General features: G+C 38.3%; 1 protein-coding gene. It reads right to left on the bottom strand.

The features are described 5' to 3' along the window. Positions 1–111: 111 nt before the first annotated feature. Positions 112–522, bottom strand: coding sequence for an H-NS family nucleoid-associated regulatory protein (locus BCT81_RS05285; protein ID WP_061031763.1), 411 nt, complete (start codon positions 520–522; stop codon positions 112–114). Positions 523–601: the final 79 nt, after the last annotated feature.

Genomic DNA, 601 nt, shown 5'->3' with positions numbered 1-601 from the left:
CCTTTTTTTGTTTCTAAATATATTGAAGCCGTAAATAATACTTTAGTCGACTTAAATATTAATTCTATTGCTTAGTCAGTAATTGCGACACCCACTATGCAAATTGAACATTTAGATAGCGAAATCTTCTAGAGATTTACCAGCGTCTAGTTGTTCTTGGATAGCTGAAGGTGTGCGACCTTGGCCTGTCCAAGTTTTCTCGTCGCCGTTCGCATCTACGTATTTGTATTTAGCTGGGCGAGGAGCGCGTTTCGCTTTTGTTGTTTTAGATTTTGCTTCGCCAGAAAGCGCAGCAATAAGATCAGCAACATCAATTCCGTCTTTTGCGATTTGCTCAGCAATAGCAGAAAGTTTAGCTTCTTGTGCTGCTTTAGCCGCACGTTCTTCAGCTTCAGACTCTTGACGCTCTTGTACAACAATAGTTAGCTTGTCTAGCGCTTCTTCTAGTTGCTCAAGAGTTAATTCACGTGAGAATGCGCGAAGGCTACGGATATTTAATAGAGTTTTTGTTAATTCAGACATGATATTTTCCATCAAGGTAAACTAAATAATCTACCTAATAATAAACAGAGCTTAGGAATAAAACAAATAGTATTTCTTC

Origin of the sequence: Vibrio sp. 10N.261.52.A1 (assembly GCF_002876325.1) — a bacterium.
GTDB classification, from domain to species: Bacteria; Pseudomonadota; Gammaproteobacteria; order Enterobacterales; family Vibrionaceae; genus Vibrio; species Vibrio chagasii.
This window is presented reverse-complemented; position numbering and strand designations above follow the sequence as displayed.

Coding starts and splice junctions, on each gene's coding strand:
- BCT81_RS05285 (WP_061031763.1), bottom strand. CDS start 522: ATGTCTGAATTAACAAAAACTCTATTAAATATCCGTAGCCTTCGCGCA.